At 48.9% G+C, this 23,305-nt stretch carries 19 protein-coding genes and 1 rRNA gene; 11 read left to right on the top strand and 9 right to left on the bottom strand.

Annotated elements, in window-relative coordinates; all coding sequences use genetic code 11:
* The 3 genes from CJP46_RS22435 to gyrA all read right to left on the bottom strand — a co-directional run.
* Positions 1–115, bottom strand: a 16S ribosomal RNA gene (locus CJP46_RS22435); the annotation flags it as partial.
* Between the two features lie 279 nt (positions 116–394).
* Positions 395–1,498 (bottom strand): HD-GYP domain-containing protein, encoded by a 1,104-nt coding sequence (locus tag CJP46_RS22430; RefSeq protein ID WP_094597840.1) that lies wholly within the window; start codon positions 1,496–1,498, stop codon positions 395–397.
* A gap of 165 nt (positions 1,499–1,663) precedes the next feature.
* The gene (gene gyrA / locus CJP46_RS22425; RefSeq protein WP_094597839.1) at positions 1,664–4,228 is read right to left on the bottom strand and encodes a DNA gyrase subunit A; all 2,565 of its coding nucleotides are present in this window, start codon (positions 4,226–4,228) and stop codon (positions 1,664–1,666) included.
* Positions 4,229–4,805: 577 nt separating this feature from the next.
* Here gyrA and CJP46_RS22420 point away from each other — a divergent pair.
* Positions 4,806–5,636: a YheC/YheD family protein gene (locus CJP46_RS22420; RefSeq protein WP_094597838.1), complete on the top strand. Its 831-nt coding sequence runs from the start codon at positions 4,806–4,808 to the stop codon at positions 5,634–5,636.
* A gap of 97 nt (positions 5,637–5,733) precedes the next feature.
* On the opposite strand, the gene gyrB is transcribed toward CJP46_RS22420, so the two are convergent.
* The 6 genes from gyrB to dnaA form a co-directional block, all read right to left on the bottom strand.
* Positions 5,734–7,644, bottom strand: a complete 1,911-nt coding sequence (gene gyrB, locus CJP46_RS22415) for a DNA topoisomerase (ATP-hydrolyzing) subunit B (RefSeq protein ID WP_094597837.1) — start codon at positions 7,642–7,644, stop codon at positions 5,734–5,736.
* Positions 7,645–7,708: 64 nt separating this feature from the next.
* Positions 7,709–7,960, bottom strand: a complete 252-nt coding sequence (gene remB / locus CJP46_RS22410) for an extracellular matrix regulator RemB (protein ID WP_094597836.1) — start codon at positions 7,958–7,960, stop codon at positions 7,709–7,711.
* Between the two features lie 16 nt (positions 7,961–7,976).
* The gene (gene recF / locus CJP46_RS22405) at positions 7,977–9,089 is read right to left on the bottom strand and encodes a DNA replication/repair protein RecF (RefSeq protein ID WP_094597835.1); all 1,113 of its coding nucleotides are present in this window, start codon (positions 9,087–9,089) and stop codon (positions 7,977–7,979) included.
* Positions 9,090–9,147: 58 nt separating this feature from the next.
* The gene (gene yaaA / locus CJP46_RS22400; protein WP_076172508.1) at positions 9,148–9,366 is read right to left on the bottom strand and encodes a S4 domain-containing protein YaaA; all 219 of its coding nucleotides are present in this window, start codon (positions 9,364–9,366) and stop codon (positions 9,148–9,150) included.
* Between the two features lie 32 nt (positions 9,367–9,398).
* On the bottom strand, positions 9,399–10,541 hold the full coding sequence (gene dnaN / locus CJP46_RS22395) for a DNA polymerase III subunit beta (protein WP_094597834.1): 1,143 nt from the start codon (positions 10,539–10,541) through the stop codon (positions 9,399–9,401).
* A 200-nt stretch (positions 10,542–10,741) separates the two neighbouring features.
* Complete coding sequence (gene dnaA, locus CJP46_RS22390) at positions 10,742–12,088, bottom strand: chromosomal replication initiator protein DnaA (protein WP_094597833.1); 1,347 nt, start codon at positions 12,086–12,088, stop codon at positions 10,742–10,744.
* 840 nt (positions 12,089–12,928) lie between these two features.
* Between dnaA and rpmH the strand changes: the two genes are divergently transcribed.
* The 10 genes from rpmH (at position 12,929) to CJP46_RS22340 (ending at position 23,285) form a co-directional block, all read left to right on the top strand.
* Positions 12,929–13,063 (top strand): 50S ribosomal protein L34, encoded by a 135-nt coding sequence (gene rpmH, locus CJP46_RS22385; protein WP_019914530.1) that lies wholly within the window; start codon positions 12,929–12,931, stop codon positions 13,061–13,063.
* Between the two features lie 446 nt (positions 13,064–13,509).
* Positions 13,510–13,860 (top strand): ribonuclease P protein component, encoded by a 351-nt coding sequence (gene rnpA, locus CJP46_RS22380; protein ID WP_076172607.1) that lies wholly within the window; start codon positions 13,510–13,512, stop codon positions 13,858–13,860.
* Between the two features lie 73 nt (positions 13,861–13,933).
* Positions 13,934–14,827 carry a YidC/Oxa1 family membrane protein insertase gene (locus CJP46_RS22375; RefSeq protein WP_094597832.1) on the top strand — a complete coding sequence of 298 codons (894 nt, stop codon included), beginning with the start codon at positions 13,934–13,936 and terminating at the stop codon, positions 14,825–14,827.
* Positions 14,824–15,528, top strand: coding sequence for an RNA-binding cell elongation regulator Jag/EloR (gene jag, locus CJP46_RS22370; RefSeq protein ID WP_094597831.1), 705 nt, complete (start codon positions 14,824–14,826; stop codon positions 15,526–15,528). Before CJP46_RS22375 ends, jag begins: the two co-directional genes overlap by 4 nt.
* Positions 15,529–15,719: 191 nt before the next feature.
* On the top strand, positions 15,720–17,096 hold the full coding sequence (gene mnmE, locus CJP46_RS22365) for a tRNA uridine-5-carboxymethylaminomethyl(34) synthesis GTPase MnmE (protein ID WP_094597830.1): 1,377 nt from the start codon (positions 15,720–15,722) through the stop codon (positions 17,094–17,096).
* Between the two features lie 59 nt (positions 17,097–17,155).
* On the top strand, positions 17,156–19,042 hold the full coding sequence (mnmG, locus tag CJP46_RS22360) for a tRNA uridine-5-carboxymethylaminomethyl(34) synthesis enzyme MnmG (protein WP_094597829.1): 1,887 nt from the start codon (positions 17,156–17,158) through the stop codon (positions 19,040–19,042).
* 3 nt (positions 19,043–19,045) lie between these two features.
* Complete coding sequence (gene rsmG / locus CJP46_RS22355) at positions 19,046–19,768, top strand: 16S rRNA (guanine(527)-N(7))-methyltransferase RsmG (RefSeq protein ID WP_094597828.1); 723 nt, start codon at positions 19,046–19,048, stop codon at positions 19,766–19,768.
* A gap of 653 nt (positions 19,769–20,421) precedes the next feature.
* Positions 20,422–21,237 (top strand): nucleoid occlusion protein, encoded by an 816-nt coding sequence (gene noc, locus CJP46_RS22350; protein WP_094597827.1) that lies wholly within the window; start codon positions 20,422–20,424, stop codon positions 21,235–21,237.
* Between the two features lie 454 nt (positions 21,238–21,691).
* The gene (locus tag CJP46_RS22345; RefSeq protein ID WP_076172495.1) at positions 21,692–22,453 is read left to right on the top strand and encodes a ParA family protein; all 762 of its coding nucleotides are present in this window, start codon (positions 21,692–21,694) and stop codon (positions 22,451–22,453) included.
* The gene (locus tag CJP46_RS22340; RefSeq protein WP_094597826.1) at positions 22,446–23,285 is read left to right on the top strand and encodes a ParB/RepB/Spo0J family partition protein; all 840 of its coding nucleotides are present in this window, start codon (positions 22,446–22,448) and stop codon (positions 23,283–23,285) included. Before CJP46_RS22345 ends, CJP46_RS22340 begins: the two co-directional genes overlap by 8 nt.
* Positions 23,286–23,305 lie beyond the last annotated feature (20 nt).

The following is a 23,305-nucleotide window of genomic DNA, read 5'->3' as shown; positions in this document are numbered from 1 at the left end:
CACCCGTCCGCCGCTAACCATCAGAGGAGCAAGCTCCTCATCAAGTCCGCTCGACTTGCATGTATTAGGCACGCCGCCAGCGTTCGTCCTGAGCCAGGATCAAACTCTCCAAGAAAGTTTGTAGCTCATTTTGAAACTGACGAGATTGATTTAATCTCAAGTTGCTCCGGTCCGAAGACCATCGCATGTATACTCACTCGTTGTTCAGTTTTCAAAGATCAAACTTCGTTTGCTACCAAGACCTCATCGCCTCAGCAACTTTTATAGTATATCATGCTCTCAGCAAGTTTGCAAGCTTTTTTTATATTTCTTTTAAAAAGCTGTGTAATCATCATTCCCGCTTTAAGAGGGCAAGAAATAATATAACACAGCTTTTAATATGAGGTCAACTATTTTATGAAGAAATAATTTCGTTAATGAATAACTGTCTTTGCTGAACCAGATTAATGATCTGCCCATTCACAGAGACCATGGGGCGTGTTGGATGATTTCGGTCCGTGAAGACAATCTCTCCAATCTGATCATTGCTTAAGCGGACAATTGTACCATTATGAAATTCTGTTACTTTGCTGATCAATGTTTGAACGATTCCTGGGTCAAGCTTGCCAAAAGCCTCGGAATGAATTTGTTCCAGCACCAGATACGGGGATTGGGCCTTCTGGTATATGCGATTCAGCGTCATGGCGTGAAAAATATCAACGATCCCCACAATTTTCGCATAGATATGGATTTTGCCTCCATCCAGCCGGAGAGGATACCCTGAACCGTCTACTTTTTCATGATGCTGCAGGGCAGCCAAGCGCACGCCTTCATTTATGGCTGTTACGTTCTTTAGCAGCTGATAGCCGTAGGTGGTATGCCTTCGCATCTCTTCAACTTCCGCTGCGGTAAGGGGATGGGGCTTGTACAAAACAGACGGGTCGATTTTGATGTTGCCGATATCATGGAGTAAACCCGCAAAGGCAGCCTGCATCCAATCCTTCTGCTGAAGTCCAATCCATCTGGCCAACTGATAGGATGATAAGGCGCAGAGAACCGCGTGGTGATAAATATAGTCATACTCACTCATGGTTCTCGGGGAAAAGGTTAATAAATTATAGTCCTTCATTTGTGAGATAAGGACCTCCAGCTGGCTTCGCAGCTCATAAATCGGGACCTCTACTGCAATAACAGAAGTGTACGTGCTTTTGACCAGCTGAATCATTCTGTCATATTCGTCCTGGAAACTGGAACGTTGGGCAGTATTGCCCGAATCCCTTCCGGACTGAACTGGAGATGCGCTTCGCTGCGGAACTACTGCTTTGCTGTCGCCGGATTTCTTCGTCTCCTGCTCTCCCTTGTCGATCTCAACCGACTGTACCATAAATGCACGCAGGATCTCCAGGTCCCTGGGCAGCAATACCGTTCCCTTCTGAAGCAGCAATCCGCCTAATGGTGTGTGAACGTCTTTGGATAATTTCAAACCGGGTTTGATTTCCGTAATCGATACGCTGGCCATTAATAAACTCACTCATTTCCGACTCATATGGTGGTAATATACACCAATTATATTACGGATTAAGAATGCTGTACAATTGCTTACTTTCCAGGTGAACCCAAAGAAAAAAAGCATGAATCTGATGGAAATCAGACTCATGCTTTAGCGTATGTCGTATCTGCGGTATTATTCTTCGTCAGATGCCTCATCTGAAGCATCCGTCATCTCTGAGGCAGGTGCTGAATCGTCTGCAGGCTCTGCGCCTTCTTCCGATCCGTTGCCAACCTCCTGGCCTTCGATCAAGTCTTCATCTTCATCGTCTGGATCGTCGCTCTTATCCGCGCGGCATACGGTTGCTACGGCGTCATCTTCACGAATGTTAATGAGCTTCACACCCTGCGTGTAACGTCCCATCGTGGAGATTCCCTCCATGCTGGTCCGGATCAGCGTGCCGCTGGTCGTAATGATCATCAGGTCTTCTTCAGACTTCACGACCTTCAGCCCAACCACCGGTCCGTTCTTATCCGTGACGTTGATGGTCTTAATCCCCTTACCACCGCGGGATTGGGAACGATAATCGCTGGTAGGGGTACGCTTGCCGTATCCCTTGGAAGTCACAATGAGGACATCCAGTTCTTTATCGATGATGTCCATGCCGATCACCGCGTCCCCTTCTTCGAGGGTAATCCCCTTAACCCCTGTCGCTCCGCGTCCCATCGAGCGGACATCGTGCTCGGAGAAACGGATGGACATGCCATGGGCGGTACCCATGATCATTTCCTGCTTGCCGTCCGTCAGTTTTACTTCAATCAAGCAGTCGTCTTCGCGCAAGTTGATGGCGATCAAGCCGCCTTTACGAATGTTGACGTAATCCTCGAGAGGCGTCTTCTTCACAACCCCACTGCGAGTGACGAAGAACAGATATTTGTCATCCTCGAACTCGGAGACCGGAATCACCGCATTGATCGTCTCTCCCTGTTCGATCTGGATGAGGTTAATAATCGCCGTTCCCCGGGCGGTACGGCCGAGTTCAGGAATTTCGTACGCCTTCAGGCGGTACACCTTACCCCGATCCGTGAAGAACATCAGGTAATTGTGCGAGTTGGTGACGAAGAGATGCTCGACAAAGTCCGCATCCTTCATATCCAGCCCCGTTACCCCGCGTCCGCCACGCTTCTGGCTGCGATAAGTGTTGGCAGGCAAGCGCTTGATGTATCCGGTATGCGTAATGGTGATAACCACCTCTTCACGCGGAATCAGATCTTCATCCAGAATGCTTTCCTCACCAACGGTAATTTCGGTGCGACGCTCGTCGCCGAACCGCTCTTTGATTTCTTGAAGCTCATTCGTAATAATGTCCAGAACAAGCTGCTCGTTCGCGAGAATTTCGCGGTACTCGGCGATTTTCACCATAAGCTCCTGGTATTCGGCCTCGATCTTCTCGCGTTCCAAACCGGTCAGGCGCTGGAGTCTCATCTCCAGAATAGCCTGCGTCTGCTCAAGGCTTAAGCTGAAGCGTTCCATCAAACGGTCACGGGCAATTTCCGTTGTCTGAGAAGAACGGATAATCGAGATGACTTCATCCAAATGGTCGAGTGCAATTCGCAAGCCTTCCAAAATATGAGCGCGGGCTTCCGCCTTTTTCAGGTCATATTCGGTCCGGCGGCGGATAACTTCAATCTGGTGCTGCAGATAATGGTACAGCGCATCGCGCAGCGTCAGAACCTTCGGCTCCTTGTTCACGATCGCCAGCATATTAATGCCGAACGTAGACTGCAGCGCCGTGTGTTTGTACAAATTATTCAGCATGACGCTCGGATTGACGTCACGGCGCAGCTCGATGACGACCCGCATACCGGTCCGGTCGGATTCGTCCCGCAGATCGGTAATGCCCTCGAGTCTTTTCTCGCGGACCAGCTCGGCGATCTTCTCGACCAAACGCGCTTTATTGACCTGGTAAGGCAGCTCGGTCACAATAATGCGCGCTTTATTGTTTACTTCTTCGATCTCGGCTTTGGCCCGCATCGTAACGGATCCACGGCCGGTCTCATATGCTTGGCGGATTCCGTGCCGTCCTAAAATGTAGCCGCGGGTAGGGAAATCCGGTCCCTTAATGTAATCCATCAATTCCAGCGACGTAATATCGGGATTCTTGATAAGCGCCTGTACGCCATCAATCACTTCTCCCAAATTATGCGGAGGAATATTGGTGGCCATGCCTACCGCGATTCCTGATACCCCGTTGACCAGCAGGTTCGGATAACGTGCCGGAAGCACAACCGGCTCCAGTTCCTCGCCGTCATAGTTTTCGGTAAAATCGATGGTTTCTTTGTTGATGTCGCGCAGCATCTCGATGGCGATCTTGGAGAGACGCGCCTCGGTGTAACGCATGGCGGCTGCAAAGTCACCGTCAACGGAACCAAAGTTTCCATGGCCTTCCACAAGCATATAACGCATCGAAAAATCCTGTGCCATACGAACCATGGTCTCGTACACAGCCGAGTCACCATGCGGGTGATACTTACCGATGACCTCACCCACGATTCTCGCCGATTTCTTAAATGGTTTATCCGGGTACATACCGAGCTCCGACATCGCGTACAGGATACGCCGGTGGACCGGTTTCATCCCGTCCCGCACATCCGGCAAAGCCCGGGAGACAATTACGCTCATCGCATAATCCATAAAGGATTCGCGCATTTCGTCACGTATGTCCCGATCTTTGATTTGCGAGCCTCTTTCTTCCGCCATGGTGGACCTCCTCCAATTTCTATCAAACCACTAGCATTGTCTTTTCAGACGATTCGTTCAGTACAGCGAATATAAAATCAATATATGAGGAAAAACGTCTATCGACGTACATTCTTTGCAGGCTGGGCTCCTCGCCCGTAATTCCGCAAAAGTTCCCATAACATTCAGCTGAAGCAAGCCTCCAGAAGCTGAATTACTCCTTGCCCCGATAATCAGAGAAATGCATAACAGCAGGGCTGAAATGGTGAAATTGACGGACGCCAATCCGCAAAACCACCAAACTTTATTATATTACTTTCACAAAAAGAGCACAATTAAACGTTTGAGCACGGTCTGCTCCGCTGCTGCCCAAGTTCTGTTTCTCTAGGGATTCGCCCGGCCTTCTGTGCCTTTTCCACATATACTGGTAGGGCAAAAGGGAAGCCTTGTGCTGTTTGAAGCAAACAAAACACCACATCTTTATATTATACCATTGTTTTGCTTGCTTGTCCTATGTTTTACGCCTTTGAACCGCGGAGAAGAAGCTCCGGCCGACATGCACATAACAAGGCCAATTCAGTAGAAAGGATGATATTTCTTGGCGATTCAACGTGTTGCAAGCAAATGGGCAAAAACCCAGGTCCTTTTACAGAATCAGCAGGTATCTCCTTACATTCCTTTAACGCAAAAATATACACGCGCTACGCTGGGTAATATGCTTGAAAACACACCTCTTGTATATATTAAGCCGGACCGCGGCACATACGGCAACGGGGTTATGAACGTTCGGCGGCACGAGGAACCGGCTGCCCCGGTTAGCGTGTCACCAGCCGGAGACCCTGCCCACAATCGCATAGAATATACTTTGCGCTACGGCACACGCTCCGAGACGTACCCGAACTTCGATGCGCTGCATCATGCCATACTCAGACACACAAGAGGAAAGTTATATATTATTCAGCAGGGAATCGTAACTTTGAAGTACGAGGAGCGCCAGTTTGATCTGAGAATCCTGACCCAAAGAACACCATACCGCAATTGGGAAACGACAGGGATCATCGGCAGGGTGGCCGCTAAGGACATGATCATTACGAACTACCACGGCGGGGGTTCCGTACGCCTGCTGAACGAACTGCTCGAAGGAAACGTAAGCCCCGAGGAAGCTCCTCATTTGGAAAAAAGACTGTATGAGCTGGGTGTAGCCACCGCTCAGCAGCTGCAGACCAAATTCCCCGGTATCAAGGAAATCGGTCTCGACGTAGCCATCGACGAACAACTCAACCCCTGGATCCTTGAAGTGAACACGCTCCCGGCCATCTTTCCGTTTAAAAAGTTTTTCAAGGATAAAAGCATCTACCGCCGCATTGAACGGTATGCGATCAGCTACGGGAGGCTCCCCGGCAGAAGTAAAAGAAGGGGCAGCTATTAACAAAAACAAGAGAAGCTCCGGTCCCGGAAACTTCTCTTGTTTTCTGTCTATATTCTATAGGGCTGGACTCACCAAAACGTTCAGGTGAAGTTCAATCTTAAATGTCCAGATTTTTAACCGTTTTTGCGTGTTCGTGAATAAAATCACGCCGCGGTTCAACGTTGTCACCCATAAGCGTGTCGAAAATAAGGTCCGCCTGCATGGCGTCTTCAATCGTCACCTGCAGCATGGTGCGGCTCTCCGGATCCATGGTTGTCTCCCACAGCTGCTCCGGATTCATCTCTCCCAGACCTTTATACCGCTGGATATTGAATTTGGCTCCCTCTCCGAATTCGGCGATGATTTCATCGCGCTCCTTCTCGGAACCGGCATAACGGACCGTCTTGTTGCGCTCAACTTTGAAGAGCGGCGGCTGCGCGATGTACACGTATCCCGCTTCCAGCAGCTGTCGCATGTACCGGTAGAAGAAGGTCAGCAGCAGCGTACGGATATGCGCGCCGTCGACATCGGCGTCGGTCATGATAATGAGCTTGTGGTACCGGGCTTTGCTCAAGTCGAAGTCTTCGTCGCCAATGCCCGTACCCATCGCCGTTACAATTGCCCGAATCTCCAAATTGGACAAAATCCGGTCCAGACGCGCCTTCTCGACGTTCAGGATTTTACCACGGATCGGCAAAATCGCCTGGAAATGCCGGTCACGCCCCTGCTTGGCGGATCCGCCGGCAGAGTCCCCTTCGACGATGTACAGCTCGCAAATGGACGCGTCCTTCGAGGAGCAGTCCGCCAGTTTGCCGGGAAGGGCACTGACTTCAAGGGCGCTCTTGCGGCGCGTCAGTTCACGGGCCTTACGGGCAGCCTCACGCGCACGAGAAGCCTGCAGCGCCTTTTCAATGATCCGCCGGGATACGGCAGGATTCTCCTGCATGAAATCGGACAGCTTCTCCGAAAACAGCGATTCTACGATGCCGCGGACTTCACTGTTGCCGAGTTTGGTCTTTGTCTGACCCTCAAACTGCGGCTCCGGAATTTTGACCGAAATAATGGCCGTCAGGCCCTCGCGCACATCATCGCCGGACAAATTGGATCCGTCTTTGGCAAGGCCGCTCTTGCGGACATATTCGTTAATGATCCGGGTCAAGGCGCTCTTAAAGCCCGACTCGTGAGTTCCGCCCTCATGCGTATTGATATTGTTCGCAAAAGAGTAAATGTTCTCGCTGTAGCTCTCATTGTACTGCAGCGCGATCTCCGCCTGAATGTTGTCCCGGGAGCCCTCTACATAGATCGGCTCTTCATGAAGGACTTCCTTTTTCTCATTCAGGAACTTGACGTATTCAATAATACCGCCCTCGTACTTGAAGTAGTTGGAAGCCCCCGTACGCTCATCGGTCAGCGTCAAAGCAATGCCTTTGTTCAAGAAGGCCAGCTCACGAATCCGCGTCAGGAGAGTATTATAGTCATACTCCGTTGTCTCCGTGAAAATTTCCGGATCCGGCAGGAAGGTAACCGTCGTACCGTGCTCGTCGGTATCCCCGATGACTTTGACATCATACTGGGGTACGCCGCGCCGGTATTCCTGCTGATAAATATGCCCATTCAACCTAACTTGGACAACGACCTTGGTGGACAGTGCATTCACGACCGAAACGCCGACACCGTGCAGACCACCGGATACTTTATATCCGCCGCCGCCAAACTTGCCGCCGGCATGAAGCACGGTCATGACGACCTCAAGCGTCGATTTTTTCAGCTTCTCGTTCTCACCAACCGGAATACCGCGTCCGTTGTCGACAACCGTGATGCTGTTATCCTTGTGGACAATGACTTCGATATGATCGCATACGCCCGCCATCGCCTCGTCGATACTGTTGTCCACCACTTCCCACACCAGGTGATGAAGTCCTTTGGCGCTGGTTGATCCGATATACATGCCCGGCCGTTTGCGGACGGCTTCCAGACCCTCCAGAACCTGAATCTGACTCTCATCATATTGCGGTTGATTCATAGACATGCCTGTCACCTACTTCTATATATTCTACGTTTGCTGATTGGAGTGTACCTGCGTTCACAGTGTCCTAAGCGTTGGCGAAGAAGACATTCGCCCGCTTCTTAAGCGTGGATGAGGAAATTGGAGAGTAATAGACGGTGCTCTTCGTCACGACGATGGATTTGGCTTCCTCTTCGCCGATAAACTCCACGTTCTTCTCCTGCATTGCGTGGCTAACAAACTGCTTTGATATTTTGGAGGATTTCTCGATCGAAATGTCAAAGATCGCAACCAGCTCCGCAGAACGGATAATTTTTTCACCGCCTAGATGGATATACATAACCATTCCCCATTCCTTAAGTGTTGACCTGTCCCGCATGAACATGATAGATGTTCGCGTTCTTCAGCTTATCGGCATTCAAGCTTTCGATTCCCGTTGCCGTGATAAAGGTCTGAACCTTGCTCTGAAAAGTCTCAATCAATTGCGTTTGCCGGTAAGGATCAAGTTCAGACAGCACGTCATCCAGCAAGAGCACCGGATACTCTCCGATCTCCTCCTGGATCAGTTCGATTTCCGCCAGTTTAAGAGACAGAGCGGTTGTTCTCTGCTGTCCCTGGGAACCGTACGTATGAACTTCTTTGCCGTTAATGAAAAAGGCCATGTCGTCGCGGTGAGGCCCGGCAAGGGTCATCCCGCGGCGCACTTCTTGATCCTTCACTTGTGATAACTTTAACATAAATTGTTCAAAAAGATAAGCTTCATCTTCCTCCTCGGCGTCGCCAAACGACGGCTGATAGACAAGCTTTAGCGATTCCCCGCCGCTTGTAATGCCTTGGTGGATCGTTTCCGCCCACTTCTGCAGCTTTATTATGAATTGTTTCCTCTTTTTGATGATTTTAACACCATGCTCCACGAGCTGCTGGTCCCAGATTTCCAGCATTCCCGGCTTCACGCCGTCTTTCCCCCACATCTGCTTCAAGAGGTTGTTCCGCTGATTAAGCACCTTCTGGTACTGCTGGAGATGATAGAGATACCCCGGTTGAACCTGGCCGATTTCCATATCGAGAAACCGCCGGCGGATGCCCGGCGTGCCCTTCACAATTTCCAGATCTTCAGGGGCAAACATAACGACGTTCAGCGCACCAATAAAATCGCTCAGCTTCCGCTGCTCGAGCCCATTAATCTTCGCCTTCTTCCCCTGTGGGGACATCGTCAAATCGAGGGTAAGCGGACCGTACTTCTTATCCACAACAGCGGACAGATGCGCGGTTCCTCCTTCAAACGAAATCAGCTCCCGATCTTTGGAGGTCCGGTGACTTTTGGTTAATGCCAACACAAAAATAGCCTCCAGCAAATTGGTTTTGCCTTGGGCATTTTGTCCGATCAGCAGATTTACGTCTCCAAAAGAATCCAGCTGCAGCTTCTCGTAGTTGCGATAATGCTGCAGACTGATATTTTTAACAAACACGCCTTATCCTCCCCATCTTCGCCGGCCGCCGCGTAAAAGCGGCGACCTGGGGGCACTTTTATGCCTCTTGTGCTACCACAAATTCACCGCAGTCCGTCACTTTGACTTGATCGCCCGGATACAATTTCCGCCCCCGGCGATCTTCCGGCTCCCCATTCACGGTCACCATGTTCTCCGCCAGGAGGGCTTTGGCCATCCCCCCTGTGGATACGCAGTTGGCGAGCTTCAAAAATTGATCAAGCTTAATATATTCACTGTGGATAACTATTTTGTTCATCAGAAATCCTTTCGCTGTGGACAAGTTTTGCGTTAGTTGGTGGTCCGATATGGAAGGATAACGTACAGGCTCTTGCTGTCATCCACCGGCTTCAGAATGATCGGGCTCATGATGCCGGTAAAAGCAATTTTGAGCTGCTCGCTTTCCACCACTTTCAGCACGTCCAGCATATATTTCGAGTTAAACGAGATTTTCAGGGGTTCCCCTTGGAAATCAATGACGTCCAGCTCTTCGCGCACCTTGCCGAGTTCCGACGAGCTGGAAGAAATTTCGATACCGCCATGCTCCATCGTCTGCAGGCGTACGATATTCGTTTTCTCCTCTCTGGAGAGCAAATAAGCGCGGTCGATCGATTCGCTTAATTTTTTTGTGTCCAAAACCAGTTCTGTTTTGTAGTTTGTCGGAATAATCCTAGAAGTATCCGGATAAATGCCGTCCAGGATGCGGGAATAGAACAGAACCCGGTCGATTTTGAACAGCACCTGGTTGTCCGCTACGACGATGTCTACCAGCGTATTCTGGTCGGGAATGATTTTGCTCAGCTCGTTCAGCGTTTTGCCGGCAATGACCACATTGTGAAATTTCACTTCTTCGGTCCCTTCCAAATGTGCGGAGCGGGTGGCCAGACGGTGACGGTCCGTAGCTGTAAACTTCAGCTCGTTCTGATCCAGGTTCCACAGGACGCCTGTCAGGATCGGTGTCGTTTCATGAGTGGAGATGGAAAAGCCGGTTTGGCGGATCATGTTCCTGAGCAGTGCTCCCGGCAGGGAAATCGTTTGGTTCCCCTCGATATCCGGCAGTACTGGGAACTCCTCCGGATCCAGTCCGACCATTTGAATTTCAGTGGCTCCCGAAGAGATAAAGGTTTGGAATTGATCCTTTACCTCCATTTGGATTTCCTGAGAAGGCAGTTTCTTGATGATTTCCACGAAAAACTTGGCTGGCAGTACGACGCTGCCCGGTTGATCCACGGTAACGATCGTGCGTTCGTTATCCTCTACCGGAATAAACGATTGAATGGAAATATCAGTGTCGCTGGCTGTGAGGGTTACCCCCGAATGGTTCACGTCCAGCTTGATGCCCGTCAAGATCGGAATCGTAGTTCGGCTCGATATGGCCTTGGATACGTGCTGAATAGATTCATTAAGAACGTTTTTAAGGATGCTGATTTTCATAGTTTCACTCCTAGCAGAAAATTCGGCTTGCTTAACTTTTCCGGATTTGCCGGCTGCGTGCAGCCTATTTATGAATATTATTTTATTTAAATAATATAGTAATAGCAGTAGGGGCCCTGAATTTGTGGATAAGCTCAAAAACTTCAATAAAATCAAGCCTATTCACATGTGTATAGATTGTGCATAGGCTTTGAACTTGTTCAGGTTGGGTTTTTGATTTTTTCCGTGATGTTATTGATGACTTTGAACAGATCCTGGTCCTCTTTTAGAGACTGGGATATTTTCTCGTGGGCGTGGATGACGGTTGTATGGTCTCTTCCCCCGAAAGCCTCACCGATTTTGGGCAGCGAGAAATCCGTCAGTTCCCTGGACAAATACATGGCAATCTGTCTTGGAAAAGCGACGGCCTTAGTCCGTTTGCGCGCTTTGAAATCCTCCAGCTTCAGGTTGTAATACTCCCCGACCTTCTGCTGAATGTCCTGAATGGTGATCATCTTCGGACGGCTCGATGGAATGATATCCTTCAGCGCTTCGGCGGCCAGATGCGTGGTCACATCTTGATTGGTCAGCGAGGAATAGGCGACAACGCGAATCAGCGCGCCTTCCAGCTCCCGGATGTTCGTGTCGATCTGATTGGCGATATACATCATCGCTTCGTTCGGAATATCGAGATTCTCCGCCTTGGCCTTCTTCCGCAGGATCGCAATCCGCGTCTCCAGGTCCGGCGGCTGGATATCCGTAATCAGTCCCCATTCAAAACGCGAGCGCAGCCGATCCTCCAGCGTCGGAATTTCCTTGGGTGGCCGGTCACTCGAGATGATAATTTGTTTCTGTTCCTCATGCAGGGCGTTGAACGTATGGAAAAATTCCTCCTGCGTCGACTCTTTACCCGCCAGAAATTGAATATCGTCAATCAGCAAAATATCGACGTTCCGGTACTTGTTGCGAAAACTCTCGGCCCGGTTGTCACGGATCGAGTTGATGAATTCATTCGTAAATTTCTCGGAAGAGATATATACGACCCGGCTGGCGGGATTGTGCTCCAGAATGTAGTGTCCGATCGCATGCATCAAGTGGGTCTTGCCAAGCCCTACCCCTCCATACAAAAACAATGGGTTATACGCCTTCGCCGGTGCTTCCGCGACAGCCAAAGAGGCCGCGTGCGCGAACCGGTTGCCCGAACCGATGACGAACGTGTCAAATGTGTATTTCGGGTTAAGCATATGGGTCAGAGCCTCGTCAGGGGTCGCCTGAGGCATGGGCGCGGGCTGTTGTGGGGCGAGTTCGGCAGGTTTGTTCTCCTCGATGACAAATTTCACGTCAACCTGCTTCCCCAACACTTCATAGATCGTGGAGCTAACGAGTTTTGTATAGCGGCTTTCCAGCCATTCGACAGCAAATGTGGTGGGAGCGGAAATTACGATGGAATGCTCGCTCATTTGTATCGCTTTGGTTGCTTTAAACCAGGTGTCAAAACTCGGCTTGCTGAGCTTGGTATGAATAATAGATAGGATTTGCTGCCATAATTCGGAAGTATGGCTGTCCACAGACTGTCACTCCTTTAAATCTTCCAAATGTGGCTGGGATCGAGCCATGAGTGGAAATGTCGAAAAAAGATGAATGGTGCAGAATATATCCCCAGTTTCAAAAACGGGGGAAAATAAAAAAAGTGGACAAATTGAAATTGTTCACAAGTTTATCCACAGCTTGTTGATAATATATGGGGTGAAATCACATATTCACATCCAAAAACAATATAATCATAGCAAAAGAACGCCCGTTTATCAATGAAATGGCGTAAATTATCCACAAATTCAATAAGTTGTGTATAATTTTTATTCACACCACTATATATTGTTTATAAGGTGTTTAATTTTCGACAGCATCTCCCAAAATAAAAAATCAGTTGTGCACAGGTTATGCCGGATCTTAGAATTTTATTGCGAACCATGTGAACAAGTGGATAAATGGGGTTTGTGGATTTTTGAGGTGCGTTGAGCGGAGGGCTGTGGAAAACTCGGGTCGGCTGCCTTTATGATGTAATGACGTGGAATCAACCAAAGTTAGATGAATACCAAACGAATGCAAGGGGAAGGTGTCCACAGAAACGGAAAAGAGGAAAGAAGTACGAATTGGTGATTGTGGCCGTTGCCCGATGATTGTGCTGAAGCAAGAGCTGCTGGACAGATCGAGACAAATTGGAAGAGGAAAAACTAAAAAGAGGGAGAAGAGCGATCGCTAGGGTCAAATTCCGAAAAGTGGGGGAGCAGGTTTGAGTTGACTTTTGGGCCTGTTCATGATTAAATGTATAAAGGCATTTTCTGTGTGAATGAAAATGAATATTTAACCATAAAGGTTATGAAATCCTGTAAGGGGGTGTGCAATACATGAGACCGACATTTAAACCGAATGTAAGCAAGCGCAAAAAGGTGCATGGTTTCCGGAAAAGAATGAGCACGAAAAACGGCCGCAAAGTGCTGGCTGCTCGTCGCTTGAAGGGCAGAAAAGTACTGAGCGCGTAAATTTCGTACATGAAGACCACCGAGGTGGTCTTTTTTTCATAAGAAAAACGTCTATCGGCGTACATTCTATGAAGCCAGACCCGATTAGGGGAAGTTCTTCTTACGAGATCAGGATGTTTAGCCTCGGAAGTTTATACTTTCTGATTTCTTAAAAATGAGTTTTATTACTTTCTCATCTACAGATTTCTTCATGAAAAAGAGGGAGAAGCGGGCTTGGTAGCCGAGTAGAAGACGAAAATAGGACCCGATCCCGCTGAAATTAAAGAGACCGGGCCATGCTCAGAGATGAGCACCGTTTCTTTTTATGGTTTATTTCGCAGATTGGATGACCATACTAGGAAGTGGAATATCGCTATATATTATATGAAGCAAAATTTTGACCGCTGATATTTTTGGAGGAAAGGCCGCTGTACATTGGTATGGCGGGCAGCAAGCAGGGGATATTCGTGCATAAAAGTTTACGTTTACGAAACCGGGCAGACTTCAGCCGCGTATATAGGCATGGGAAGTCATTTGCCAATTACCAATTCGTCGTATATTGGTTCCGCAAAAAAGAGGTAGAGAAGTTCCGCGTCGGAATATCCGTCAGCAAGAAGGTCGGCAATGCCGTTGTACGCAACCGGATGAGAAGACTGGTCAAGGAAATTATGCGTCACCATGAAGACAAGCTTATTGAACACGTCGATCTGGTGTTCATCGTCCGAAAAGGCGCGGTTGAAATGTCCTATAAAGACCTTGAAAAAAGCGTTCTGCACGTACTTCGGAAGGCGTCGCTGCTGAAGCCTCCGGGGCGCTGAATGCTGGTTTCTTTGTCCAATTAATTATGGTATGATTTACGGTGAATGGAAGCGTTAAGAGAGGGGTTATGAAGTGTCGCTACTTAAGACTAGCCGAGGCAGGAAATGGATCCTCCTCATCGCTGTGATGATGCTCGCAGTGGTTGTATTAGCTGGGTGCGGAACGGGCAACACTGTGACGCATACTACAGAAGAAATGAAGAACGGCGGCTTTTGGCAGGCTAACGTCGTTTATTATTTCTCGCTCGCATTAGATACGTTCGCCGGTTGGTTTGGCGGGGCTTACGGCTTAGCCGTCCTTGTGATGGTAATTATCGTCCGTACGATTATTTTGCCATTGTCCATTAAGCAGGTTAGAAGTTCCAAGGCGATGCAAGCGATTCAGCCTGAACTTGCAAAGATAAAAGAGAAGTATAAGGATCAGCCGGAGAAACAGCAGCAGGAAACGATGAAGCTGTTTCAGGAAAATAAGGTTAATCCGATGGCGGGATGTCTGCCGCTGATTATCCAAATGCCGGTATTTATCGCACTCTATAATTCCATCGTGTACAACTCGCATCTTCGTGACCACTCATTCCTGTGGCTCCAATTGGGTAAGCCGGACCATACATTCGTCCTGCCGCTGGTGGCTGCTGCAACGACCTTCCTGCAGTCCCGCATGATGATGAAGATGAACCCGAGCCCGCAGCAGGGTGCCATGCAATTTATGATGCTGGTGTATCCGGTTTTGATTTTCTTCATGTCTTACCAGTTCCCATCCGCACTGCCGCTGTACTGGATTTACAGTAACCTGTACACCATCATCCAGAACTACTTCCTGTATCGTAACAACCATACGACAGCAAATGTAGCCGCCGTTTCTTCAGCTGGAGTTAGCGGAAATGCCAAGTCTGGAAACAAAGGCAGCAGCAACAAAGGCGGTAAAGGAAATAACAAGGGAAAGAAGGGGGCAAAAAAATCTAAATGAGCAAAGTCGTCGCTTCAGGAAAAACCGTTGAAGATGCTGTAAATCAAGGGCTAACCCAGCTTGGGGTAGGCCGCGACCGGGTCACGGTCCAAATCGTATCGCAGCCGTCAAAAGGATTCCTGGGACTGATCGGTGTCAAGGAAGCAAAGGTGGAACTTACATTGCTGCCTGAGCCCGCACCGGAACCAGTGGAGACGGCGAAACCTTTGCCACTAGATTTGAATGAACCCGAAGCTTCCGATGTGGAAGAAGAGAAGGACCCTTACGAAACGGCTGCCGAGTTTATCATTGACGTCGGAAAGAGCATGGGGCTGGATGTGAGCGTCGAAATTCAGCACGCAAGGGATGCTACGACACTTCATATTTTCGGTCCTGATTTGGGACTGATCATCGGCAGAAGAGGACAAACCCTCGATGCCCTGCAGTATTTGGCTAACATTGTGGCGAACCGGGTGTCAAGCAGTTACGTGCGGCTTGTGCTCGATGCCGAGAACTTCCGTGAACGCCGGAAGAAGACGCTGGAGGATTTGGCTGACCGGTTGGCAGGTCGGGTGATTCGGACCCATAAAGAGGTCGTTCTTGAACCGATGTCCCCGCAGGAGCGCAAGGTGATCCATTCCAGACTGCAGGATCATCCACAGGTGAAGACCTACAGTAAAGGGGAAGAGCCCAACCGGCGCGTAGTCATTACGATAAAGTAAAGAGAGAACTGTACAATGACTTTATTGAGCTTACCTTTAGCTTATGAAGTCATTGTTTTTTTTGAATCTTGAATGGGGTCACCCGGCGGTGCCGGCCCAGGGCAAAGCAGGTCTTGAGACGTCTTGTTATGGCAACAATAGAGCTAACAGAAACGGATGAACGTTTAATATAGGAAAAAGAGGTGACAGCCTTGCTTACGGATACAATCGCAGCGATATCGACGGCTGTAGGGGAAGCGGGAATCGCCGTCATCCGCGTGAGCGGACCGGACTCGATTTCTGAAGTCGAACGGATTTTTCACAGCAAAACGGCGTTAACGAAGGCGGAGTCGCATACGGTTCATTATGGGCATATTGTCGATCCGGATACCCAGGAGCGGGTGGAGGAGGTGCTGGTCACCGTGATGCGGGCTCCGCGGTCTTTTACCACGGAAGATGTGGTGGAGATCAGCTCGCACGGCGGCGTCATTTCGGTCAAACGGGTGATGGATCTGCTGCTGCAGCTGGAGATCCGTCTGGCGGAACCGGGTGAGTTCACCAAGCGGGCCTTTTTGAACGGCCGGATCGACCTTTCCCAGGCCGAAGCGGTGATCGACCTGATCCGGTCCAAATCGGACAGGGCCTTCTCCATCGCCTTGAAGCAGGTAGAGGGATCCTTGTCCCAGAGAATCGGGGAGCTGCGCCATACCTTGGTGGAAACGATGGCTCACATCGAGGTCAATATCGATTACCCGGAGCATGACGTGGAATCGCTGACGGCGGAGTTCATTAAGCAGAAGAGCAGCAAAGTCATGGAAGGCATTCAGAAGCTGCTGAAAACTGCTGAAGAGGGAAAAATTTTGCGCGAGGGCATCACCACGGCCATCGTCGGACGCCCAAACGTGGGCAAGTCTTCGCTGCTGAATGCGCTGGCTCATACGAACCGTGCCATAGTCACCGATATTCCGGGCACGACGCGGGATGTCATTGAGGAATTCGTCACAATCAACAACATCCCGCTCAAGTTGCTGGACACGGCAGGAATCCGGGAAACGATGGACGTCGTGGAGAAAATCGGCGTGGAACGCTCGAAGCATGCGGTCACCGAGGCCGATCTCATCCTGCTCGTTTTGAATGCAAGCGAACCGCTGCATGAGGACGAACTGGAATTAATGGAACAAATCCGTGGTAGACAATCCATTGTCATTATGAATAAAATGGACTTACCTTCGCAATTGGACAGGGATCTGCTGTCCAGGTACTATCCGGATGAATTGATCGTCCCGATGTCGGTGATGACCGAAGAGGGGATCGACATTTTGGAAAAGGCGATTTCATCGCTCTTTTTCAGCGGGAAGCTTGAGTCAGGCGATTTGACTTATGTCAGCAACGTCCGGCATATTGCACTCCTTAAAAAGGCGTACAAATCCCTTCAGGATGCCTACGAAGCGGCGGATCAGTTCATTCCGATCGACATGATCCAGATTGATGTCCGTCTTGCTTGGGAACAGCTTGGTGAGATTACAGGTGATACCGCAGCTGAGACACTGCTGGATCAAATTTTCTCCCAGTTCTGTTTAGGTAAATAAGTCGTTCGTTCATATAGATCCATGCATTTATTTTCAGAAAAATAAAGGAGGTTTGTCCGATGAGTTATGATGGAGGTAGCTATGATGTCATCGTCATCGGCGCGGGTCATGCCGGCTGTGAAGCTGCCTTGGCCGCAGCGCGGATGGGCTGCAACACACTGATGATTACCATCAATCTGGACATGGTCGCATTTATGCCGTGCAACCCTTCGATCGGGGGACCGGCCAAAGGGCATGTCGTCCGTGAAATCGATGCACTTGGCGGCGAAATGGGCCGTAATATTGATAAAACGTTTATTCAAATGCGGATGCTGAACACAGGAAAAGGGCCGGCGGTGCATGCACTGCGTGCTCAAGCCGACAAGTTCCTGTATCAACAAACGATGAAGGAAACGATGGAGAAGGAACCGAACTTGACGATGCGTCAAGGCATGGTGGAACAGCTGATTGTTGAAGACGGTGTCTGCGTCGGTGTAGTGACGAAAACCGGCACCTCGTACCGGGCCAAATCAACGGTACTGACTACAGGCACGTATCTTCGCGGTAAAGTCATTATGGGTGAGCTGACCTACGAAAGCGGTCCAAACAACCAACAGCCTTCGGTGAAGCTGGCGGAAAATCTGCGTGAACTGGGCTTCGATCTCGTTCGTTTCAAGACCGGTACGCCGCCGCGCGTACACAAGTCTACCATCGATTTTTCCAAGACGGAAATTCAGCCGGGAGATGAAAAGCTGAAGTTTTTCTCCTATGAAACGGAATCTTCCGATAATGAGCAGCTTCCTTGCTGGTTGACGTATACTTCGGTGGAAACCCACCGCATAATTAACGAAAACCTACACCGGGCACCGATGTTCTCCGGTATTATTGAAGGAACGGGGCCGCGTTACTGCCCGTCGATTGAGGATAAGATCGTGCGCTTCAGCGACAAGCCGAAGCATCAAATTTTCCTCGAGCCGGAAGGCAAGAACACCTCTGAATATTATGTCCAAGGGCTGTCTACGAGTATGCCTGAAGACGTTCAGCTGGCGATGCTGCGCAGTATCCCTGGCTTGGAGAAGGTTGAAATGATGCGCAACGGCTATGCGATCGAATATGACGCTATGGTGCCGACGCAGCTGTGGCCGTCCCTGGAAACGAAGAAGATGCCGGGCTTGTTCACAGCCGGTCAAATTAACGGAACCTCCGGTTACGAAGAGGCTGCTGGTCAAGGCATCATGGCGGGCATTAACGCCGCTCGCAAAGTACAAGGCAAGGAAGCGGTCATTCTGGACCGTTCGCAAGGCTATATCGGGGTTCTGATCGACGACCTTGTAACGAAAGGAACCAACGAGCCTTACCGCCTGCTGACATCCCGTGCGGAATACAGACTGTTGCTTCGCCATGACAACGCCGATCTGCGTTTGACGCCGGTGGGTCATGAGATCGGCCTGATTTCGGATGAACGGTTTGCGAAGTTTTTGGATAAGAAGGAAAAGGTCGAGCTCGAAATTGAACGCCTTCGTTCAACGAAGGTAGGTCCTTCCCATGTAAATGCGATGCTTGAATCGATCGGCTCAGCTCCCATTCAGGATGGCAGTAACCTGCTGACGATTTTGCGCCGTCCCGAAGTGACCCACAGCCATATTGAACAAATTTCACCTTCACCGTATGAACTGACGGAAGAAATGAAGGAGCAGGTGGAAATTCAAATCAAGTATGCAGGGTATATCGAAAAGCAGCTGATCCATGTGGAACGTCTGCAAAAGATGGATAAGAAAAAGATTCCGGAAACGATCGACTATAACGATGTTCAAGGTATCGCCATTGAAGCACGTCAGAAACTGAGCAGCATCCGCCCGATTTCGATCGGCCAGGCTTCACGGATTTCCGGCGTTACGCCGGCGGATATTTCGATTCTGCTGGTGTATCTGGAACACTATAATCGCGTTACAGCGGCAAGAGGTTAACGAATGGATCCGATACAAGAGCAGTTTGTACAACGTTTGAATGAACATGGCATTACACTAGTACCATCCCAGTTGGAACAATTTGAAATTTATTTCAAGGAATTGGTCGAATGGAACGAGAAAATGAACCTTACCGGGATTACCGAGCGGGAGCAGGTATACACCAAGCATTTCTATGATTCTATCTCCCTGGCGTTTTATGTGAGCATGGGGGAGATTAAGACAATGGCCGATATCGGCTCCGGCGCGGGATTCCCCGGAATTCCACTGAAGATCTGCTTTCCGCACTTGAAGCTGACGATTATTGATTCGTTGAATAAGCGGATTTCCTTCCTTCAGCACGTTGTGCAGGAGACCGGACTTAAGGATGTGGAACTCCTTCATGGCCGAGCCGAGGACTGGGGAAGGAAGGCGGGGTACCGAGATCACTTCGACCTCGTTACCGCCCGAGCAGTGGCCAGGTTGGCCATACTGAATGAATTCTGTCTCCCCTTCGTCAAAGTGAATGGTTTGTTCGCTTCGATGAAAGGAAGTGATCCAGCGGAAGAGGTACGAGAGGCTGCCAAGAGCTTGAAGGAGCTTCGGGGGAAGGTGGTTGGAGTTGACCAATTCTTGCTCCCCGTGGAGGAATCGGCTCGCCACATTGTTCAGATTCGTAAGACGGCGGCGACTCCAGGCAAATATCCGAGAAAGGCCGGAACTGCGATTAAAACTCCTTTGGTGTAATGAAAAAAACATGGTTATAAGGAAATTATACTAAGCAGTGTAGGATGTAGCAGTCGACTGATTTTCGATTATTAAACTGTCTGTAACCAGCCATATATAATGAATGAAGAGGATTGTTTCACGTGGAACAGTCCTCTTTTTTTTAGATTATAGAATTTATAAATTTTCAGCGGAGCTGGACCATTCTATAATCTCAGAAAGCTTCCGCTAAACGCGGTCTGTCTTCAATGAATGTACGTCGATAGACGTTTTCCTTAATGTGAAATAATGGATAAATGGCAGGAAAAATCGGGAACTTTGGAGAATAGGATTATATGAAGAAAAGTGGTAGAATAGAGTATAAACTGTATTCTATGAACTGGCTTCAAATGGTATGATATAGAGGGATGATCGTTGGTAAGTCGTCCGAATCTCAGACCGTGCAGTCATGTAAACCTTATACATAAAACGCGAACGGATCTGATGATTTCCATCTTCCATGTTGAAGTCGCTGAACGTATTTCTATGACTGGATCGCTGCTTTCAAAGCTCAAAGTTCAAAGCTAAAAAAAGTAGGGTTATTACCCTGATCCGTCATGGATGTCTCTATGACCTGTACATTGTTGTTAGGTGCTCTAGCGGTGCGATTACGAAATTAGGTGGTAATATACGGAATGAAAGAACAATTTTCTAAATTGTTTGGTTTGACGGAACGAAGCAATGGGGATGAAGTAAAGCAAATTCCGGTGGCGGAAATCGTGAGCAGTCCTTACCAGCCCCGGACCATTTTTGATGACGATAAAATCGACGAACTCTGTCAAACGATCAAGACGCATGGGGTTATCCAGCCCATTGTTGTTCGTATCCGTAACGCCAAATACGAGATTATTGCCGGTGAACGGCGCTGGCGTGCCGTTTCCAAACTCGGTATGGAAACCATTCCCGCCATTGTCCGTGAATTCAATGATTCCCAGGCAGCTTCCATTGCGTTGATCGAAAACCTCCAGCGTGAAGGTCTGACTTCCATTGAGGAAGCCGTTGCTTACCAAAAGCTCATTGATCTTCATCAACTTACGCAGGAGAGTTTGGCGCAGCGCCTTGGGAAAAGCCAATCGACGATTGCTAATAAAATCCGGCTGCTTCATCTTCCGGACGAAGTGAAGAACGCACTGATGGAGCGCAAAATTACGGAGCGGCATGCGCGCGCGTTATTGTCCCTCGATACCGAGGAACTGCAGCTGAAAGTGCTGGCTGAGATTGTAGCCAAAGAACTGAACGTGAAACAAACGGAGGCTAGAGTCGCGTTTTACAAAGAATCGGCCAAAATTAAAAAGGCAAAACGCATCTCATATTCCAAGGACGTCCGGCTGGCGTTGAATACGATTCGCCAATCCATTGACATGGTGTCGGGATCAGGGATGGCCATTAAAACACAGGAGAACGATCATGACGATCATTACGAGATCGTGATCAAAATTCCTAAACGTTAATACGATCGGGCTTAGCGGCTGAGCATCCGCTTTTTTCAGGAAATGTAAATGAGTAAACACCCAGACAAGCTTCTGCACAGTCCTGCATGATAACGGATGAATCCATTTTGCTTGAAGATCATGAATTCAAATGTCGCAGGCGGCTGAATTTCATAAGATGGAAGGATAGAGGGGAGGGGAGAAGTTCGCATCTCCCATTTTTCTCGTAATTGTTCTGAAATCGAAGTTGTTAATCGATGTTGATCGAATAATAGAGTAAAGGTTTTTCTTGTTATTCCAGTAAGGGGAAGCGCACTACTGCAGGGCGAAGCCGTTTCTGCGTATCTGTATACAAGCACCGGCAAGCTTGATTTGCCGCCGGGGGTCATACAGGTATAAGCAGCCGTTTGTTTTGCTGATGATCACAATCCCGCGACCTACAAGAAGAGTCTTCATACACATAGAGGTGAATTGAGTGTCCAAAATTATTGCCATAGCAAATCAAAAGGGCGGAGTCGGCAAGACGACAACCTCCGTCAATCTCGGTGCAGGATTGGCTTCGCTCGGGAAAAGGGTGCTGCTCGTCGATATCGATCCCCAGGGCAATACAACGAGTGGAGTAGGTGTCAACAAAGCGGATGTAGCGAACTGCATTTATGATGTGATTATCAATGATGTACATCCCAAAGATGCCATCTTGCAAACCCAAATCGAAGGCCTTCATATTATTCCGGCAACGATTCAATTAGCAGGGGCGGAAATTGAACTGGTGCCGACCATCTCAAGGGAGCTTCGGCTCAAAAAGTCGTTGCAGTTGGTAAAAGCAAATTATGACTATATTTTAATCGATTGTCCGCCGTCACTTGGTATACTTACTATTAACTCACTTACTGCCGCTGACTCGGTCATCATTCCGATCCAGTGCGAGTACTATGCCCTTGAAGGATTAAGTCAGCTGCTGAATTCGATTCGTCTCGTTCAGAAGCATTTGAATACTTCACTTAGAATCGAAGGCGTACTGCTTACCATGCTGGATGCCCGAACGAATTTAGGAATTCAGGTCATTGAAGAGGTTAAGAAATACTTTCAGGAAAAAGTATACCAGACGATCATTCCAAGAAATATCCGGCTTAGTGAAGCTCCGTCCCATGGTCAGTCGATCATTACGTATGATCCACGTTCGAAGGGCGCTGAGGTATATTTAGAGTTGGCAAAGGAAGTGATTTCTTATGAGTAAACGATTGGGCAAAGGACTCGATGCATTAATTCCTTCACTTTCGATTAATGAGGATGACAAAATCGTAGAAATCCCACTCAGTCAACTTCGTGCCAATCCTTACCAGCCGCGCAAGGACTTTAACGAGGAATCTATTCAAGAATTGGCCGAATCGATTCGTCAGCATGGGGTCATTCAACCGATTATTGTACGCAGCGTGCTCAAGGGATATGAAATCATTGCAGGGGAGCGGCGCTTTAGAGCTTCGCAATACTGCGGCAAGGCAACCATTCCGGCTGTAGTTCGTACATTCAGCGATCAGCAGGTCATGGAGATTGCCTTGATTGAAAACCTTCAGCGCGAAAACTTGAATGCGATGGAAGTGGCTGTTGCTTATCAAGGTTTGATGGATCAATACTCTTTAACACAGGAAGAACTGTCGTTGAAGGTAGGTAAGTCCAGATCCCATATCGCAAACTTTCTTCGATTGTTAGCTTTGCCGGATGAAGTAAAAGACTATGTTTCACGTGGAACAATTTCCATGGGTCATGCACGGGCGTTGGTTGGTCTCAAGGATCCGTCGCTCATTAAGCAGTTGGCGAAGCAATGCGTAAACAATGAGTGGAGTGTACGGGACCTAGAGGAAGCTGTGAAACAGCTTGACCGGAAACCGGTGGATAAAAACAAAGCGAAGGTCAAAAGGCGTGACCCGTATATTGATAATTTGGAAGAATCACTGCGGGAGCGGTTTAGAACGACAGTGAAGATCAAGCAAAACAAAGATAAAGGCAAAATCGAATTAAACTATTACAGCAAACAGGACCTGGAACGGCTGCTGGAGTTGTTGCAATAAAGATCAGTGGATGGGATGAC

The sequence above is a fragment of the Paenibacillus sp. XY044 genome (assembly GCF_002257645.1).
GTDB lineage: Bacteria > Bacillota > Bacilli > Paenibacillales > Paenibacillaceae > Paenibacillus_AQ.
This window is presented reverse-complemented; position numbering and strand designations above follow the sequence as displayed.